Origin of the sequence: Streptomyces sp. NPDC058664, from assembly GCF_042716635.1 — a bacterium.
Classification (GTDB): domain Bacteria; phylum Actinomycetota; class Actinomycetes; order Streptomycetales; family Streptomycetaceae; genus Streptomyces.
Window position 1 is genome coordinate 41,587 of the sequence record NZ_JBHXRW010000047.1, and the last position, 17,353, is coordinate 58,939.

The 17,353-nt window shown below is 72.5% G+C and carries 15 protein-coding genes; 8 read left to right on the forward strand and 7 right to left on the reverse strand.

Translation table 11 applies throughout. The features are described 5' to 3' along the window. Positions 1 to 207 precede the first annotated feature (207 nt). The gene (locus tag ACFWUY_RS30390; protein ID WP_384116953.1) at positions 208 to 2,145 is read left to right on the forward strand and encodes a 2-oxoacid:acceptor oxidoreductase subunit alpha; all 1,938 of its coding nucleotides are present in this window, start codon (positions 208 to 210) and stop codon (positions 2,143 to 2,145) included. Continuing rightward, positions 2,138 to 3,199 carry a 2-oxoacid:ferredoxin oxidoreductase subunit beta gene (locus ACFWUY_RS30395; RefSeq protein WP_384116955.1) on the forward strand — a complete coding sequence of 354 codons (1,062 nt, stop codon included), beginning with the start codon at positions 2,138 to 2,140 and terminating at the stop codon, positions 3,197 to 3,199. The genes ACFWUY_RS30390 and ACFWUY_RS30395 overlap by 8 nt, the downstream gene beginning before the upstream one ends. A 57-nt stretch (positions 3,200 to 3,256) precedes the next feature. Here ACFWUY_RS30395 and ACFWUY_RS30400 read toward each other — a convergent pair whose 3' ends face one another. The 4 genes from ACFWUY_RS30400 to ACFWUY_RS30415 form a co-directional block, all read right to left on the reverse strand. Continuing rightward, positions 3,257 to 5,503, reverse strand: a complete 2,247-nt coding sequence (locus ACFWUY_RS30400; protein ID WP_384116958.1) for a bifunctional serine/threonine-protein kinase/ABC transporter substrate-binding protein — start codon at positions 5,501 to 5,503, stop codon at positions 3,257 to 3,259. A gap of 3 nt (positions 5,504 to 5,506) precedes the next feature. Beyond that, complete coding sequence (locus ACFWUY_RS30405; protein ID WP_384116961.1) at positions 5,507 to 7,873, reverse strand: bifunctional serine/threonine-protein kinase/ABC transporter substrate-binding protein; 2,367 nt, start codon at positions 7,871 to 7,873, stop codon at positions 5,507 to 5,509. Continuing rightward, a complete protein-coding gene (locus tag ACFWUY_RS30410; protein WP_384116966.1) occupies positions 7,870 to 8,715 on the reverse strand; it encodes a hypothetical protein in 846 nt (281 codons plus the stop codon). Before ACFWUY_RS30410 ends, ACFWUY_RS30405 begins: the two co-directional genes overlap by 4 nt. 85 nt (positions 8,716 to 8,800) lie before the next feature. After that, positions 8,801 to 9,211, reverse strand: coding sequence for a winged helix-turn-helix transcriptional regulator (locus ACFWUY_RS30415; protein ID WP_384116973.1), 411 nt, complete (start codon positions 9,209 to 9,211; stop codon positions 8,801 to 8,803). 107 nt (positions 9,212 to 9,318) lie between these two features. Between ACFWUY_RS30415 and ACFWUY_RS30420 the strand changes: the two genes are divergently transcribed. The 3 genes from ACFWUY_RS30420 to ACFWUY_RS30430 all read left to right on the forward strand — a co-directional run bounded on the left by ACFWUY_RS30420 (position 9,319) and on the right by ACFWUY_RS30430 (position 12,261). Further along, the gene (locus ACFWUY_RS30420; RefSeq protein WP_384116981.1) at positions 9,319 to 10,185 is read left to right on the forward strand and encodes an NmrA family NAD(P)-binding protein; all 867 of its coding nucleotides are present in this window, start codon (positions 9,319 to 9,321) and stop codon (positions 10,183 to 10,185) included. A 107-nt stretch (positions 10,186 to 10,292) separates the two neighbouring features. Next, positions 10,293 to 11,318: an EamA family transporter RarD gene (rarD, locus tag ACFWUY_RS30425; protein ID WP_384117044.1), complete on the forward strand. Its 1,026-nt coding sequence runs from the start codon at positions 10,293 to 10,295 to the stop codon at positions 11,316 to 11,318. A gap of 88 nt (positions 11,319 to 11,406) precedes the next feature. Further along, the gene (locus ACFWUY_RS30430; RefSeq protein ID WP_384116988.1) at positions 11,407 to 12,261 is read left to right on the forward strand and encodes a hypothetical protein; all 855 of its coding nucleotides are present in this window, start codon (positions 11,407 to 11,409) and stop codon (positions 12,259 to 12,261) included. Positions 12,262 to 12,318: 57 nt separating this feature from the next. Here ACFWUY_RS30430 and ACFWUY_RS30435 read toward each other — a convergent pair whose 3' ends face one another. Together ACFWUY_RS30435 and ACFWUY_RS30440 are read right to left on the reverse strand one after the other, a co-directional pair. After that, positions 12,319 to 12,639 (reverse strand): DUF6401 family natural product biosynthesis protein, encoded by a 321-nt coding sequence (locus tag ACFWUY_RS30435; protein WP_384116994.1) that lies wholly within the window; start codon positions 12,637 to 12,639, stop codon positions 12,319 to 12,321. A gap of 29 nt (positions 12,640 to 12,668) precedes the next feature. Further along, positions 12,669 to 14,087, reverse strand: coding sequence for an MFS transporter (locus ACFWUY_RS30440; protein ID WP_384117000.1), 1,419 nt, complete (start codon positions 14,085 to 14,087; stop codon positions 12,669 to 12,671). Positions 14,088 to 14,185: 98 nt separating this feature from the next. Here ACFWUY_RS30440 and ACFWUY_RS30445 point away from each other — a divergent pair, with 98 nt between their 5' ends. Together ACFWUY_RS30445 and ACFWUY_RS30450 are read left to right on the forward strand one after the other, a co-directional pair. After that, complete coding sequence (locus ACFWUY_RS30445; RefSeq protein ID WP_384117007.1) at positions 14,186 to 14,626, forward strand: winged helix-turn-helix transcriptional regulator; 441 nt, start codon at positions 14,186 to 14,188, stop codon at positions 14,624 to 14,626. Between the two features lie 52 nt (positions 14,627 to 14,678). Beyond that, positions 14,679 to 15,317 (forward strand): DUF4291 domain-containing protein, encoded by a 639-nt coding sequence (locus tag ACFWUY_RS30450; protein WP_384117015.1) that lies wholly within the window; start codon positions 14,679 to 14,681, stop codon positions 15,315 to 15,317. A 62-nt stretch (positions 15,318 to 15,379) separates the two neighbouring features. Here the strand turns inward: ACFWUY_RS30450 and ACFWUY_RS30455 are convergent, their stop codons facing one another. Further along, on the reverse strand, positions 15,380 to 16,000 hold the full coding sequence (locus ACFWUY_RS30455; RefSeq protein ID WP_384117022.1) for a GNAT family N-acetyltransferase: 621 nt from the start codon (positions 15,998 to 16,000) through the stop codon (positions 15,380 to 15,382). Between the two features lie 293 nt (positions 16,001 to 16,293). On the opposite strand from ACFWUY_RS30455, the gene ACFWUY_RS30460 reads away from it, so the two are divergent. Beyond that, a partial coding sequence (locus ACFWUY_RS30460; RefSeq protein WP_384117025.1) for a M28 family metallopeptidase occupies positions 16,294 to 17,353 on the forward strand: 1,060 nt, incomplete at its 3' end.

Here is a 17,353-nt window from a genome sequence, read left to right on the forward strand (position 1 = left end):
CATTCCGGGTACTCCTGATGACGACAGAACGTGACGATTCAGGGCAAGAGGGCGTCTCAAAAAGAGGTCCATGATGTGAGAAGTCCCGGGAAGGCCCTCCCTGCCGTCGTAGGGTGGGCCACGGGACGGACGGTGATCGGCCGACCGCGCCCGAGCCTTCTCCGCCTCCGGCGGAGAGTCCCCTTGCCGCGAGGGAGGTCCAGTTCAGTGACCAGCCAGGTCAGTAGCGAGGCCGGTGAGGCCCTGCTCGGGGAGCAGCGCAGCGCCCCGGCGAAGCCGCACCACGGCACCGAGAAGGAAGTGCGCCGCCTCGACCGGGTGATCATCCGCTTCGCGGGTGACTCCGGTGACGGAATGCAGCTGACGGGTGACCGCTTCACATCGGAGACGGCGTCCTTCGGGAACGACCTCTCCACGCTGCCGAACTTCCCGGCCGAGATCCGGGCGCCCGCCGGGACCCTGCCGGGCGTCTCGTCCTTCCAGCTGCACTTCGCCGACCACGACATCCTGACCCCGGGCGACGCCCCGAACGTGCTGGTCGCGATGAACCCCGCCGCTCTCAAGGCCAACCTGGGGGACGTACCGCGCGGCGGCGAGATCATCGTCAACACCGACGAGTTCGCTCCCCGGGCCATGAAGAAGATCGGCTGGGACGTCTCGCCCCTGGAGGACGGTTCGCTCGACGGCTACCGGGTCCACCCGGTGCCGCTGACGACCCTGACCGTGGAGGCCCTGAAGGACTTCGGCCTCTCCCGGAAGGAGGCCGAGCGCTCCAAGAACATGTTCGCGCTCGGGCTGCTCTCCTGGATGTACCACCGGCCGACCGAGGGCACCGAGGCCTTCCTGCGGCAGAAGTTCGCGAAGAAGCCGCAGATCGCCGAGGCCAACGTGGCCGCCTTCCGGGCCGGCTGGAACTTCGGCGAGACCACCGAGGACTTCGCCGTCTCCTACGAGATCGCCCCCGCGACCCGGGCCTTCCCCACCGGCACCTACCGGAACATCTCGGGGAACCTGGCTCTGTCGTACGGGCTGATCGCCGCCGGCCGGCAGGCGGACCTGCCGCTCTACCTGGGCTCGTACCCGATCACCCCGGCCTCGGACATCCTGCACGAGCTGTCCAAGCACAAGAACTTCGGCGTGCGCACCTTCCAGGCCGAGGACGAGATCGCCGGCATCGGCGCGGCGCTCGGCGCGGCCTTCGGCGGCTCGCTCGCCGTGACCACCACCTCCGGGCCCGGTGTGGCGCTGAAGTCGGAGACGATCGGGCTCGCGGTCTCCCTGGAGCTGCCGCTGCTCGTCGTCGACATCCAGCGCGGCGGCCCGTCGACCGGTCTGCCCACCAAGACCGAGCAGGCCGACCTCCTCCAGGCCATGTACGGCCGCAACGGCGAGGCGCCGGTGCCGGTCGTCGCGCCGAAGACGCCCGCCGACTGCTTCGACGCGGCCCTGGAGGCGGCCAGGATCGCGCTCACGTACCGCACGCCGGTCTTCCTGCTCTCCGACGGCTACCTCGCCAACGGCTCCGAGCCCTGGCGCATCCCGGACACCGGGGAGCTCCCCGACCTGCGGACGCAATTCGCCACCGGCCCGAACCACGCGCTCGACGACGGTACCGAGGTCTTCTGGCCGTACAAGCGCGACCCGGAGACCCTGGCCCGGCCGTGGGCCGTGCCCGGCACGCCCGGTCTCGAGCACCGCATCGGCGGCATCGAGAAGCAGGACGGCACCGGCAACATCTCGTACGACCCCGCGAACCACGAGTTCATGGTCCGCACCCGGCAGGCCAAGATCGACGGCATCGACGTCCCCGACATCGAGGTCGACGACCCGGACGGCGCGCGCACCCTGGTCCTCGGCTGGGGTTCCACCTACGGGCCGATCACGGCGGCCGTCCGCCGCATCCGCAGGGCGGGCGGTCACGTCGCCCAGGCCCATCTGCGCCACCTCAACCCCTTCCCGAAGAACCTCGGCGAGGTCCTGGAGCGGTACGAGAAGGTCGTGATCCCCGAGATGAACCTCGGCCAGCTCGCCACCCTCGTCCGGGCGAAGTACCTCGTCGACGCCCGCAGCCACACCCAGGTCAACGGCATGCCGTTCAAGGCCGAGCAGCTCGCCGCCGTCCTCAAGGAGGCCATCGATGCCTGAGTCGTCGGAGACCCTGCTGAGCCTGGTGCCCAAGGCCGAGGGCCGGCAGTCCATGAAGGACTTCAAGTCCGACCAGGAGGTCCGCTGGTGCCCGGGCTGCGGTGACTACGCGGTCCTCGCCGCCGTCCAGGGCTTCATGCCGGAGCTCGGTCTGGCGAAGGAGAACATCGTCTTCGTCTCCGGCATCGGCTGCTCCTCCCGCTTCCCGTACTACATGAACACCTACGGGATGCATTCGATCCACGGCCGCGCCCCGGCCATCGCCACCGGCCTCGCCACCTCCCGCCGCGACCTGTCCGTCTGGGTCGTCACGGGCGACGGCGACGCGCTCTCCATCGGCGGCAACCACCTCATCCACGCGCTGCGCCGCAACGTCAACCTCAAGATCCTGCTCTTCAACAACCGGATCTACGGGCTGACCAAGGGCCAGTACAGCCCCACCTCCGAGGTCGGCAAGATCACCAAGTCGACGCCGATGGGCTCGCTCGACGCCCCCTTCAACCCGGTGTCGCTCGCGCTCGGCGCGGAGGCCTCCTTCGTGGCCCGTACGGTCGACTCCGACCGCAAGCACCTCACCGAGGTGCTGCGGCAGGCCGCCGACCACGACGGCACGGCGCTCGTCGAGATCTACCAGAACTGCAACATCTTCAACGACGGCGCCTTCGAGGTCCTCAAGGACCGGGACCAGGCCAAGGAGGCGGTCATCCGCCTCACGCACGGGCAGCCGATCCGCTTCGGCGCCGAGGACGAGAAGGGCGTCGTCCGCGACCCGGTGACCGGCGACCTCCAGGTCGTCACGGTCACCCCGGAGAACGAGTCGCGGATCCTCGTCCACGACGCCCACGCGGCCACCCCCACCACCGCCTTCGCGCTCTCCCGGCTCGCGGACCCGGACACCCTCCACCAGACGCCCATCGGGGTGTTCCGGTCGGTGGAGCGGCCGGTGTACGACACGCTGATGGCCGAGCAGCTGGAGACGGCCGTGGAGCGGCACGGCAAGGGCGACCTCGGTCAGCTCCTCGCGGGGAACGACACGTGGACGGTCGTCGGCTGAGCCGGAGAGACCCCTGGGGCCCGGTCCGTACGTCCACCGTACGGGCCGGGCCCCTCCTCATGTCCCCGTGACCGCCGCCTCCTCGAACTCCCCCAGGTACCGCGGGACTCCTCCCTTCACCTGCCAGAGGAAGAGACCGGCGAGGGCCTGGTCGACGCTGTCCCTGCCCGTGGACGAGTACGTTCTGACGACACCCCGGTAGGGGTTGTGCAGCAGGCCGTTCGCCACCCCGGCGGCCGCCGCCTCCGCGTGGTTCCCGACCGACGCGCGGAGCGCCTGGAGGCCCCAGTTGACCGCGTCGAACGCCTCCGTGGCGTACGGCTCGACGGGCGTCGTACGGGCGAGTCCCCAGCGCTTGCGGTACGCGGCGGCGAAGTCCTTCGCCGCCGGGATGCCGTCGGGGTCGGCGTAGGCCGTGCCGAAGAACCAGCCCTCGGCCGCCGGTCCCGCGAGCGTGAGGAACTCCGGCCGCAGCGCGTGCTCGACGCTGCCGCGCAGCCCCTCGTACCCCTGGTCGCGCAGGGCCCTGGCGCAGAGCGCGGCGCGGCGCGGTGAGGTCCCCACGTACATCACGCCCTGCGGGTCGGTGGCGAGCGCGGCCCGCACGGCGGACGCGAAGTCCTCGCTGTCGGCCTCGACGGGGTGGGAGGTCGCCTTCCCGCCGAGTCCCTTCCCTGGCGGGGCGTCCTTGACGCTCTTGGCCGCGAACCAGGTGAACCGGCCGCCGGCACGGTCCTCCACGAGGGCGGTCCGCACGATCTCGCGCTCGGCGAGGTAGCGCACGTAGGGCACGATCAGGTTGTCGGGGAAGGCGCGGGACTCGAAGTAGGTCTTCCTCATCGTCTGCCCCTGCACCGTGCTGCCGACCGGGACCGAGGCGAAGACGCTCACCAGGGGCACGGAGCGGCTCACGAGTTCGGCCGTCGCGGCGAGGACGCTCTCCGCGGTCGTCGGGCCGACGACCGCGATCAGGTTCTCGTCCTTGAGCAGGGTGCGGGCGGCGGCCGTGGCGCGGGCCGCGTTCCCGCCGTCGTCCATGACGCGCAGGACGAGGTCGAGGGGACGGTCCCGGCGGGCGTTGTAGGTCTCGACGGCCACCCGGGTCCCGCGTTCCTGGGCCCGGCCGTACGTCCGGGTGGGGCCGCTGAGATCGGTGAGCAGGCCGAGGGTGTACGCGGGGAGCGGGGCCCCGCCGCCTCCCGTCCCTCCGGTCGTGCCCACACCCGTCTCCGCCGGCGTCCGGCTCAGGAGCCAGGCGGTCAGACCGCCCGCGCCCGCCACGGCCGCCGCGGAACCGCCCATCAGGAAGCCGCGCCGTGAAAGGCCCGTGGGCGGTTCGGGGCCCGCGAGCATCGTCGGCTCGGGGACCGGCAGGTCCAGGACCCGCGAGGAGCGCTGGGCGATGAGGGCGGGCAGACCGGGCGGCAGCCAGTCGCCGGCCGGGGCGCCGACCCGAGTGCCGGCCGGGGTTCCGGCCGGGGTTCCGGCCGGGGCGTCGGCCTCCTCCAGGGCGGCCCGTACCTCCGCCGCCGTGGGCCGGGCCGCCGGGTCCTTCGCCAGACAGGCCACGATCAGCGGCAGGACCGTGCCGGGTACGCCGGTGAGGTCGGGCTCCTCGTGGACGGTGCGGTACACGACGGCGGCCACCCCGCCCGTACCGAAGGGCCGCTCCCCCGTCAGGGCGTACGCGAGGACGCAGCCGAGCGAGAAGACGTCGGCGGGCGGCCCGACCTCGCCGGCCCCGGCGACGCGGGCCTGCTCGGGGGCGAGGAAGCCGGGGGTGCCGATCATCGCGTCGGTGGCGGTCAGCGCGGTCGCCCCGGCGGAGCGGGCGATGCCGAAGTCGATGAGCCGGGGCCCGTCGAGGGCGAGGAGGACGTTTCCCGGCTTGACGTCCCGGTGGACGAGCCCGGCCCCGTGCACGTCGGCGAGGGCGTCGGCGAGCCGGGCGCCCAGGGCCCGTACGGTCGGCTCGGGCAGGGCGCCGTGCAGGGCGACGGCCTCGGCGAGCGAGGGCCCGGGCACGTACTCGGTCGCCAGCCACGGCTCCCGGGCCTCCGGGTCGGCGCCGATGACACGGACGACCCAGCGGCCCGTGATCCGCTCGGCGGCACGCGCCTCGCGGCGGAACCGCTCCCGGAAGCCGGGGTCGGCGGCGTGCTCGGCGCGGATCAGCTTGAGCGCGGCGAGCGCCCCGCCCGCCGAGCGGGCGAGGTACACCACGCCCATGCCTCCGGCGCCGAGGCGGCCGATGAGCCGGTGGCCGGCGACCGACGAGGGGTCACCCCTGCGGAGTGGCTGCACGGGTCAGGCCTTCTGCTTCGCCTTGTTCGCGGGCATGACGGGCGCGGGGCCGATCAGCTTGTACGCGCCGTTCTGCACCGCGTGCACGAACGTGCCGCCGTTGGTGAGGTCTCCGCTCTCGTCGAAGGTGTAACCGCCCATGACGCCCGTGTACTTCTGCTTCCTCAGCTCCGCCCAGAGCCCCTTGCGGGCGGGGGCGCGGCCCGCCTTCGCGTTCCGTGCGAGCTGCTCCAGGACCATGGTGACGACGTCGTACGACTCCCCCGTGTAGTACGCGGGGGCCGTACCGAACCGCTCGCGGTACGCGGCGACGAAGCCGGCGGCCTCCTTGCGGGTGACGGCGTCGAGCACGGGGGCGCCGAAGAACCAGCCCTCCGCGTCGGCGCCCGCCTCCTTCAGGAAGGCCGGGCCGAAGGCGTGCTGGCCGGCGAACCGGGGCCCGGTGAAGCGCAGTTCGTTGAGGGCGCGGGCGGCGAGGACGGCGGTCTCCCGTACTCCACAGTGGACGTACGCGTCCATGCCGGCGTCGATCATCTCGCCGAGGATCGGGCGGTAGTCCCGTGCGACGGCCGGGACCACGCGGAAGTGCGGCGTGAGACCGGCCTGTCCGAAGGCGAACTGGGCGCCCCGGACGAGCTGCCAGCCGTACTGGTCGTCGGTGCGGTCCTGGAGGACGCCGGGTCTGCGGATGGCCGAGAGGAGCGTGACGGCGTAGGCGAGGTGCATCCCCGCGAAGGGGTGGTGCGGGATCGCCCGCAGCACGGTGGTGTTCGGCGCGCTCGCCTTGTCCCGGACGGTGAGGAGGTTGAAGCCGGCGGAGACCGTGATCATCGGGAGGCCGGACTCCTCGAAGGCGGGCAGGGCGGCCTGCCCGACGCCGTCGGTGGTGGGGCCGAGGACGGCGAGGACGCCCGGGTCGGTGGTGAGTTCACGGGCCGCCTCCAGGGCCCTGGTCCGGTCGCCGCGCTCGTCGGAGACCTTGAGTTCGAGCGTGAACGGCTTGTCCGCGCGCGCGTTGAACCGTTCGACGGCGAGGCGCGCGCCCCGCTCCTGGGCGAGGCCGATCTCCTTGGTGGGTCCCGAGAGGTCGGCGAGGACGCCGATCTTCCAGGTGGTGCGGGGCGGGGCGGGCCTCCCGCCGTCCCCCTTGCCGTCGGTGTCGTCGTCCTTGAGCCCCGCCCGGACGGCGACGGCTCCGCCGGCCACGGCGAGGACGGCGGCGCCGGAGGCCAGCAGCAGGAAGCCGCGCCGGCTGCGCTTCGGCGCGTCCGCCGGTCCCGCGCCCGCGTGGGTGGTGTCGATCCCGGGGAGGGCGAGCATCCGGGCGGAGCGTTCGGCGATGGTCCTGACGACGGGGTCGGGCAGCCAGCCGGCGTCGGTGGCGGGGCCGTCCTCGGTGAGCCGGACGCCGATCCCGGCGGCGGTGGGCCGGGCGGCCGGGTCCTTGGCGAGGCAGACGCGGACGAGGTCGAGCAGTCCCGCCGGTACGCCGGTGAGATCGGGTTCGTCGTGGACGGTGCGGTACATCAGGGCGTCGACGGCGCCGGTGCCGAAGGGCGGGCGGCCGGTCGCCGCGTACGCGAGGAGGCAGCCGAGCGAGAAGACGTCGGCGGGCGGGCCGATGGCGTCGGTGCGGGCCTCGGCCTGCTCGGGGGCGAGGAAGCCGGGGGTGCCGACGACCATGTCGGTGGCGGTGAGGGCGGTCTCTCCGGTGGCGCGGGCGATGCCGAAGTCGATGAGGCGCGGGCCGTCGACGGCGAGGAGGACGTTGCCGGGCTTGACGTCCCGGTGCACGAGTCCGGCCGCGTGCACGGCCGAGAGGGCGCGGGCGACGGCCCAGCCGATGAGGCGGACGCTCCGCTCGGGCAGCGGGCCGTGTGCGGTGACGGCCTCGCCGAGGGAGGGGCCGGGGACGAAGGCGGTGGCCATCCACGGTTCGGGGGCGTCGGGGTCGGCGCCGATGACGGGGACGGCCCAGGGGCTGACCACCCGGCGGGCGGCCTCGACCTCGCGCCGGAACCGGGCCCGGAAGTCCGGCTGTTCGGCCTGGTCGGCGTGGGTGACCTTGACGGCGGCGAGCTCGCCGTTCTCCGTACGGCCCAGATAGACGACGCCCATGCCGCCGGCACCGAGGCGGCCGAGGAGCCGGTAGCCGGCGACGGCGGACGGGTCGGAGGGCAGCAGGGGCTGGAGCGCGCCGGGCTCGGGACGGGGCGGGTGCGGGGGGCGGGGCGGGGGCGTGGGCACGGGCTGGGAATCGGACTGAGGCTCGGGCTGAGCCTGGAGGCCGGGCTGAGGCTGAGCGCCGGGTTGAGGCTGAGCGCCGGGCTGGGGCTCGGACTCCGGTGGCTGGGGGGTCGTCGAGCTCATGACTGGACCTCCAGCTCGTTCTGCGCGCGTTCGATCATCGTGACGAGGGCCTGCACCTGGCCGCCGACGGTGCCGACGGTGGTGCTGGTCTGCTCCTCGCTGTAGCCGGGCGCTCCCTTGACGACGGTGGCGACGGTCACCTGGCCGATCCGCGACTGGTACCAGCCGTAGAACTGCTCCCCCCGCACGGCGTCGTTGTGGTAGCTCCCGCGCTCTCCGAGGGAGTCCATGGCGGTGTAGTTGCCGCCCACTCCGAAGGGGTTGCCGAGGGAGATGAGACCGGAGATGCGTTCACCGTCGCGCAGCCGCTGGTCGGGGCAACGGAGGGCCTCCTCCAGGGTCCCGGCCATCTCCCAGTCCGCATCGGTCTCGGTGCGGTGCACGGTGACGGTGGCGGCGACCCGGAGGGCTCCGAGGGTTCCTCGGGCGGGGATCTCGCTGTAGGCGGTGACGCTGTAGAGGACGGTGGAGGGCCGGGGGCCCGTCTCCCAGGAGCAGTTGGCGCCGAGGACGGGCCAGTAGTCCGGGTCGCTGAGGTACGGGGTGCGCTTGACGTAGTCCGGGCCCCAGGCGTCGGGCCCGGCGACGACGGCGAGGGCGAGGCGCCGGGCGTCGGCCTCGGTCCTCGGCGCGCGCTTGGGGTCGGGGACGAAGTCGAGGGCGGTCGGCGTGGGGGCCGGCGCCGGGGCGGCCGTGGTCGGGGCGGCCGACGCGCTGGTGGTCCCCCTGCCGCTCCTGCCGTCGGGTTTCTTCCCGTCGCCGTCGCCGCAGCCGGTCGTGATCAGTCCGCCCACCAGTACGGCGCAGCAGGCGCGCAGCAGTCTTCGGTCCCCGTACGCCACAGTTCCCCCACGGTCCCTCACGGTCTCCCCCGGACAGTGAGCAGATCGTATGGCCCGGCGGCGGCAACTCGCCCTGGTTACCGCATCATTGGGACGAATTCGTGGCGCGCTCGCGACGCGCCTCGTCGTACCGCGCGCGGGCCTCCTCGACCTCCGGGACCCGGCTGTCGGTCCAGCGGGCGAGTTCCGCGACCTGGCGGGCGGCCTCCTCGCCCAGGGCGGTGAGGCTGTAGTCGACGCGGGGCGGGATGACGGGCTCGGCGACGCGCAGGACGAAGCCGTCGCGCTCCAGGGTCTGGAGCGTCTGGGTGAGCATCTTCTCGCTGACGCCGCCGACCCGTCGGCGCAGTTCGCTGAAGCGGTACGAGCGCTCCCGCAGCGCGATGAGGATCAGGACGCCCCAGCGGCTGGTGACGTGCTCCAGGACGAGCCGCGCCGGACACATGGCGCCGACGACGTCCGTGAACGGGCTCTTCGATTCCTCACTTACTCCCATACCAGTACCTTACTTCAAGGTGGGTACTTACGAAAGGAAAGCGCCAGACGTACGGTGAGTGCCGGTGGGTACACCGCCCACCGCAGCCCACGGGAGAAGGAAGCACCATGAGCATCGTCGTCACCGGAGCCACCGGAGCACTCGGCCGTCTCGTCATCGACGCCCTCCTCGCCACCACCCCCGCCGAGTCCGTCGCCGCCGTCGTCCGGAACAAGGAGAAGGCGGCCGGTCTCGCGGACCGCGGTGTCGAGCTGCGGATCGCCGACTACAGCCGGCCGGAGACCCTGGCGGGCGCCTTCGAGGCCGGTGACCGGGTGCTCCTGATCTCGGGCAGCGAGGTCGGGCAGCGGGTCGCCCAGCACGCCGCCGTGATCGACGCGGCCAAGGCGGCGGGCGTGGCCCAGCTCGCGTACACCGGCGTCCTCGGCGGCGACGAGGCCGACTTCGACCTGGCCGCCGAGCACAAGGAGACCGAGCGGCTGATCCTCGCCTCCGGTCTGCCGTACACCTTCCTCCGCAACGGCTGGTACTCCGAGAACTACACCGCCAACCTCGCCCCCGTCCTGGCCCACGGCGCCGTCGTCTCCAACGCGGGCGAGGGCCGGGTCGCCTCCGCCTCCCGCGCCGACTACGCCGCCGCCGCGGCCGCCGTCCTGACCGGCCCGGCCGAGGAGCACCTGAACCGGGCGTACGAGCTGAGCGGCGACACCGCCTGGTCGTTCGCCGAGTACGCGGCCGAGGTCGCCGCGCGGTCCGGCCGGGAGATCACGTACAGCAGCGTGCCCGCCGAGACCCACCTCGCGATCCTCACCGGCGCCGGCGTCCCGGCCCCCTTCGCCGAGATCCTGGTCGACGTCGACCGGGCCGTCGAGCGCGGCGCGCTCGCCCGGCGGAACGGCGACCTGGCCCGACTGATCGGCCGCCCGACCACCCCGATCGCCGAGTCGATCACGGAAGCCCTCGCCGCCTCCTGACCCGTCATGACCGTATCGGAGTACGGGCATGACAATCCGCCCCGTGCGGCGCTACCTTCGACAGGACAGCGCGGCGCGGGGCAGGAGGTCCGGTGAAGACGGAGAGCATGGAGAGCACGGAAAGCACGCGGAGCACGGAACGAGCAGGATTGCTCTACGGGGTCGGCGCCTACGGCATGTGGGGACTGGTCCCGCTCTTCTGGCCCCTCCTCAAACCGGCCGGGGCGATCGAGATCCTCGCCCACCGGATGGTGTGGTCGCTGGCCTTCGTCGGCCTCGCCCTGCTCGCCCTGCGCCGCTGGGGCTGGATGCGCGAGCTCGTCCGCAGCCCGCGCAAACTCGGCCTGATCACCGTCGCCGCCGCCGTCATCACCGTGAACTGGGGCCTCTACATCTGGTCCGTCAACACGGGCCACGTCGTCGAGGCCTCCCTCGGCTACTTCATCAACCCCCTCGTCACCATCGCCCTCGGCGTCCTCGTCCTCCAGGAACGCCTGCGCCCCGCGCAGTGGGCGGCGGTCGGCGTCGGCTTCGCCGCCGTCCTCGTCCTCGCGATCGGATACGGGCAGCCGCCCTGGATCTCCCTGACCCTCGCCTTCTCCTTCGCCGTCTACGGCCTCGTGAAGAAGAAGGTCAACATCGGCGGTCTCGAGTCGCTCGCCGCCGAGACCGCCGTCCAGTTCCTGCCCGCCCTCGGCTACCTCGTCTGGCTCGGCACCCAGGGCACCCTCGCCTTCGGCGGCCACGGCGCCGGCCACACCGCCCTGCTCGCCGCCACCGGCATCGTCACGGCGGTCCCGCTCGTCTGCTTCGGGGCGGCGGCGATCCGCGTACCGCTGTCGACGCTCGGGCTCCTCCAGTACCTGGCACCGACCTTCCAGTTCCTCCTCGGCATCCTCTACTTCCACGAGGAGATGCCGCCGGAGCGGTGGGCCGGCTTCTCCCTCGTCTGGCTGGCCCTGACGATCCTCACCTGGGACGCCCTGCGCACGGCCCGCCGCAGCAGGGCGGCGGTCGAGGCGGCGAAGGCCGCGGCCGAGACGGGTGCGCCCGTCCCGCCCGCAACCGGACACACCGGCGGAGAGACCGGGAGCACGCCGGTTTCCACCCCTTCGGCGCAGCCGGGACGCTGACCGGGGGCGGGCGGATCCCGGGCGTAGTTACGTCGGGAGTCCAGGCCCCCTGAACGGACGGGGCCCTCCTGAGCGGAGTGATGGCTCCATGTCGCAGCGCCTCGCCCTCTCGGTCGACTTCGGCCAGGGGTTCACGGACGCCTGGTCCGCCGTCGCCGAGTTCGTACCGAAGTTCATCGGCTTCCTCGCGATCCTGCTCATCGGCTGGTTCGTCGCCAAGATGATCGCCAAGGTCGCCGACCGGCTCCTTCGCCGGGTCGGCTTCGAGCGGATGGCGGAGCGCAGCGGCGTCGCGAACACCCTCCGGGAGTCGAAGTACGACGCCACCGGCATCATCGCCAAGATCCTCTACTACGCGGTCCTGCTGATCGCCCTCCAGCTGGCCTTCGGGGTCTTCGGCCCCAACCCGGTCAGCATCATGATCAACGGCATCGTCGCCTGGCTGCCGAAGGCGATCGTCGCCTGTGTCATCGTCGTCGTGGCCATGGCCATCGCCCGCGCGGTACGGGACATCGTGGGCGGCGCGCTGAGCCAGACGTCCTACGGCAGGATCCTCGCCACGGCGGCGTGGGCGTTCATCGTCGGCCTCGGTGTGATCGCCGCTCTCAGCCAGGCGGGCATCGCGACCTCGGTGACCGGCCCGGTACTCACGGCCGTGCTCGCGATGATCGCGGGTGTCGTGATCGTCGGCGTCGGCGGCGGCCTCGTGACCCCGATGCGGGGGCGCTGGGAGCGCTGGCTGTCGGCGGCCGAGTCGGAGACCGGGCGGGCCAAGGACCAGGTCGCGGCCTACCAGCGGGGCCGCGAGGACGCCCGGAGCGGGATGCCGTCGGCGCAGGAGCGGACGGCCCGGGGCGAAGGACGGGAACGGATGGAGCGGGGCGAGGGGCAGGAGCGGACGGAGCGCCGTCCCGGCCAGGAGCCCCCGATGGACCCGATGTAGGTCCGGGATTCCCCTGTAGGTCCGGGGTTCCTCGCCTCCGCGGAATCTCCGCGGGGCTCAGGCGTCCAGGAGCAGGTCGTGTTCCCGGATCAGCCAGCAGACCGCCGTCAGGCGCAGGGTCGCGAAGTCGTGGCCGACGGGCTCGGTCCAGTCGACCTCGGAGAGCCAGTCGGTGAACCCGAGGACGTAGTCGGCGAGCTCCTCCCGCCGGACGGTCCGGCCCTCCGGCCCCCGCTGCGCGGGGATCAGGGCGTCGCACACGGCGGCGGCGTGCTGGTCGACGGCGGCCACGAGCCCCGGCTCGAAGGTGAACTCCGAGAGCCGGGGCATGTAGGTGGCGGCAACGCCGATCAGCGGGCAGCCGGGCGAAAAGTCCATCCCTCCACATTAGGGGCGGCCGTGGGCGTTCAGACCGTGACCTTCGTCGCAGACTCCAAGGCCCCCGGGGCGTCCTGGCCCGTTCCCCCGACGACTCGGGAGGCCTTTCCGCGTACCCCCGTCGCCGTGATCACGGCTCCGAGCGCGACCATGACCACCGGGACCACGAGCGCCGCCCGGAAGCCGTCGAGACCGCCGCCCGCCAGGCCGTACACCGCCGTCACCGCCGCGATGCCGACCGCCGAGCCGAACTGGGTCGCCGTCGTGAGCAGTCCGCTCGCGAGTCCCTGCTCCTCCTCGGCGACGCCGTCCGTGCCGGCGATGGTCAGCGGCCCGTACGCCAGGGCGAACGCGAGTCCGGACAGGAACAGGGTCGGGAACATGGCCGCGTACGACCAGTCCGGGCCGACCGGCAGGAACAGCGCGTACGAGGCGACCGCGAGGACGAAGCCGCCCAGGATCACCCGGGCGTTGCCGAACCGGGCCACGAGCCGCGGGGTCAGCGTCGGGGCGAGGACCGCGTCGACGCCCATCACCAGGAGGGCCAGTGCCGTCTGGAGGGAGGACCAGCCGCGCAGCTCCTGGAGGTAGAGCGTGGCCACGAACTGGAAGCCGAAGAAGGAGCCGACGAAGAGCAGGGCGCCGAGGTCGGCGCGGACGAGCGAGGCCTTGCGGAGGATGCCGAGGCGGACGAGCGGGGTGGCGGCCCGGCGCTCGACGGCGACGAAGACCGCGGCGAGGGCGAGTCCGGCAACGAGCGCGGCGACGGTGACCCGCCAGCCGGCGAGCCCGTGCTCCAGGCGGATGATGCCGTACGCGAGGAGCAGCATGGCGCCGGCGGCGGTGAGCGATCCGCCCAGGTCGAAGCCGCCCTTCACGCGGGCCGGGCGCGGCTCCTTCGGGATCAGCGCGATCGCGGCGGCCAGGATCGCGGCGGCGAGCAGGACCGGCGCGAAGAACACCCAGCGCCAGCCGAGCTGGGTGAGCAGCCCGCCGATGACGAGCCCGAGCGAGAAGCCGCCGGCGGCGGTGCCGGCGAAGACCAGGAGCGCCTTGTTGCGCTGCGGGCCCTCCTCGTAGGACGTGGTGATGATCGACAGGGCGGCCGGGGTCATGAAGGCGGCGGCGACGCCGGTCACGAAGCGGGCCAGGATCAGGGTCCAGCCCTCGTCGGCGAGGCCGCCGAGGCCGGAGAAGAGCAGGAAGACGGTGAGCCAGCCGAGGAGCATCCGGCGCCGGCCGAGCAGGTCGGCGGCTCTGCCGCCGAGGAGGGTGAAGCCGGCGTAGCCGAGGACGTACGCGGACATGACCCAGGCGGCGGTGCCGGTGGTGAGGCCGAGGTCGGCGCGGACGGAGGGGACGGCGACGGCGAGCATGGCGACGTCGATGCCTTCGAGGAAGATCGTCCCGGAGAGGACGAGGAGCAGACTCCAGGCGCGGAGGGACACAACTGCCTCCAGAGCAGGGCGGGTTGGATGGCCGGTTATCGATCCGAGGGTCAGTTCCCTCTTGTAACCACCTGCATCCTGCGGGACCATCCGGTGCCATGGAAGAAGGCACTTTGAAGGAACCGAGTCACTGCGCGGGAACCTACGGGACCGGGGGCGACCCCGACCCCTTCCAGTGGGACACCCGGGAGGACTGCGAGGTGCGCCAGATCCTCGACCGGGTCGCCGACAAGTGGTCCCTGCTCGTGATCGCCCTCCTCGACCGCCGGGTGCTGCGCTTCACGGAGCTCAAGCGCGAGATCGACGGCGTCAGCCAGCGCATGCTGACCGTGACGCTGCGCCAGCTGGAGCGCGACGGCCTGGTGAAGCGCACGGTCCATCCGGTGGTCCCGCCGCGCGTCGAGTACGAACTGACGCCGCTGGGCGGCACGTTGCACACCACGATCCGCTCCCTGGTCACCTGGACCGAGCAGCACCAGAACGAGATCGCGGCGGCGCGGGAGGAGTACGACGCGAAGGAGTCGGCGGCGCTCGTCTGACGACCGCGATAACCGGTGGCCCTCCCGGGGGACTTCGCCCATCCTGAGGTCCATGGAAGAACCGAAGCCGGCCACCGATGAGCCGAAGTACCGGATCCGCGCGCTCCACACCGCCCGTACGGTCACCGTCTACCAGGCGTACCGGCCCGCGATCGGCCTGCCCGCGGCGCGGGAGGGCCGATTTCCGGCCGCCTGGAAGCGGGACCGGATGACGTGGATCAAGCCGTCGTTCCTGTGGATGATGTACCGCTCCGGCTGGGGGACGAAGGAGGGCCAGGAGACCGTCCTCGCCGTGGAGATCACCCGCGAGGGCTTCGAGTGGGCCCTGCGGAACGCCTGCCTCTCCCACTACAAGCGCGGTTTCCACCCCGACCAGGCCACCTGGAAGCGGCAGTTGAGGGAGGCCCCGACGCGGGTCCAGTGGGACCCGGAGCGCGATCCGCATCTCCGGGCACTCCCGTACCGCTCGCTCCAGCTCGGGCTCTCGGGCGAGGCCGCCCGCCGGTACGCCGACGAGTGGACGGTGTCCGTCACCGACGTGACCCCGCTCGCGCACCGCGTCCGCGACCTCGTACGGACCGGCGGGCCGGACGCCGCCCGCCGGCTGCTCCCCCGCGAGGAGCCGTATCCGGAGCCCGCCGGGCTCCTGGATCACCTGCGGGTCCGGGACGCGGTGCCGGACCGGCCCTGAGGCGCGCCTCGGGTACCGGATCCGAGGCGCGCGCCTCGGATCCGGTCCACCACAGGCCTCCGCTACGACGGGTCCCGGGGCGCGCGCCGCATGGCCCACAGGGTCGGGCCGCCGCCCGGGAGGGACGCCTCGCCGAGGACGACGAAGCCGAAGTGCTCGTAGACGGGCAGGTTGTCCGGCTTGGAGGACTCCAGGTAGACCGGCATGCCTGCCGCGTCGGCCCGAGCGAGGCCGGAGCGCAGCAGCGCGGAGCCGTGGCCCTGCCCCCGGGCGGCCGGGTCGGCGCCGATGACCGCGAGGTACCAGTGGGGCTCCGGCGGCGTGTGCGCGGCCGCCGCCTCGACGGCCTCGCGGAAGAGCCCGGCCCGGTCGCCGAGGATCTCCGTGAGCTCCTGGACGGTCCCGGCGTCGGGGACGGCCTTGTCCTGCCCCTCCGGCGCCACCCAGAAGGAGGCGGCCGCGCCGGTCCGCTCGCAGACGCCGTGGAGCCCGTACTGCCGGGTGAAGAGGGTGGTGAAGTACCGGCCGAGACCGGCCTCGCGCGTGGTGTCGTCGGGGAAGAACCAGCGCATCATCGGGTCGTCGCCGAAGGCCCGCGCCAGGGTGCGGCCGACCATCGGGGCGTCGTCGAGCGTCGCCGTCGTTGCCGTTATCGGTGTGTTCGAGGTAGGCATACGGGTCATTCTGCACCCCGGATGATCTTCATCGACCGGCGGGTGGCGTCACCCCGGACCGTTCGGGGACGGACCGCGCGGAAGACCGTGGCGCGCCGGCCGTCCGTTGAGCGAACGCGTCTGACCGGTTTCCGCTCTTGACGTGAACTCAACATTCCCCTGAACATTCAGCACGCACAGCAGAACGACAGGACAACAGAACACCGCACACGCACTCGTACAGCTCCAGCGCCTCGCGGCTCACCGGCCCGAGGCGTCTCGCACGTTCCGTCCCATCCCCGTTCGGAATCCGGAGCCCCCACATGAACATCTCCGTGCCCAGACGCGTCACCGCGGTCGCCGCACTCGCGGCGCTCGCCCTCACCGGACTCACCGGCACCAGCGCGTCGGCCGGCCCGGCCACCGCCGCCGCCGCGCCCGACATCCCGCTCGCCAACGTCAAGCAGCACTTGACGGACCTCCAGTCGATCGCCACCGCCAACGGCGGCAACCGCGCCCACGGCCGCCCCGGCTACAAGGCGTCCATCGACTTCGTGAAGGCCAAGCTGGACGCCGCCGGATACACCACCACCATCCAGCAGTTCACCTCCAACAGCGCCGTCGGCTACAACCTGATAGCCGACTGGCCGGGCGGCGACCCGAACCAGGTCCTGATGGCCGGCGCGCACCTCGACTCGGTCTCCTCCGGCGCCGGCATCAACGACAACGGCTCCGGCTCCGCCGCCGTCCTGGAGACGGCGCTCGCCGTGGCCCGGTCCGGCTACCAGCCCTCCAAGCACCTGCGCTTCGGCTGGTGGGGCGCGGAGGAACTCGGCCTGGTCGGCTCGAAGTACTACGTCGCCCAGCTGCCCACGACCGAGCGCGCCAAGCTCTCCGGGTACCTGAACTTCGACATGATCGGCTCGCCGAACCCGGGTTACTTCGTCTACGACGACGACCCGACGATCGAGACGACGTTCAAGAACTACTTCGCGGGTCTCGGCGTGCCCACCGAGATCGAGACCGAGGGTGACGGCCGCTCGGACCACGCCTCGTTCAAGAACGTCGGCATACCCGTCGGCGGCCTCTTCACGGGCGCGAGCCGGGTCAAGACCAGTGCCCAGGTGTCGAAGTGGGGCGGTACGGCCACGGCCTTCGACCGCTGCTACCACTCGTCCTGCGACACGACGGCGAACATCAACGACACCGCCCTCGACCGCAACAGCGACGCGATCGCGCACGCGATCTGGACGCTGTCCGGCACCTCCACCCCGCCGCCCACGGGCACGGTCTTCGAGAACGCGGCCGACGTGTCCATCCCGGACAACGGCGTCGCGGTGACCTCGACGGTCAACGTCACCGGCATCGCCGGCAACGCGCCCG